This window comes from Nocardioides sp. F233 (assembly GCF_057813895.1).
In genome coordinates, this window is sequence record NZ_JBVASH010000038.1 from 1 (window position 1) to 280 (window position 280).

The following is a 280-nucleotide window of genomic DNA, read 5'->3' on the forward strand; positions in this document are numbered from 1 at the left end:
GCGCAGGATGTCGACGCTGAGACCGACGCTCTGCGACAGGACGGCGACGCCGCCGACCTCCTTGGGTGCGTCGGGGACGACGGTGATCCGACCCCGGGTCGAGTGGGTGCCCAGGCAGTTGGGACCGATCACCCGGGTGCCGAGCGCTCGCATCCGGGCGACCAGGTCCCGTTCCAGCTCGACGCCCTCGTCGGTCTCAGCGAACCCGCTGGAGATGACCTGGGCGAACCGGACCCGGCCCTGAGCCGCGGCGAGCGCGTCGGCGACGGCGGCCGACGGC

Annotated in this window: 1 pseudogene; it reads right to left on the reverse strand. The window is 73.6% G+C overall.

The annotated features are described in order from the left end of the window. Positions 1 to 280 (reverse strand): annotated as a pseudogene (locus ACZYRU_RS26980) (hypothetical protein); the annotation flags it as partial.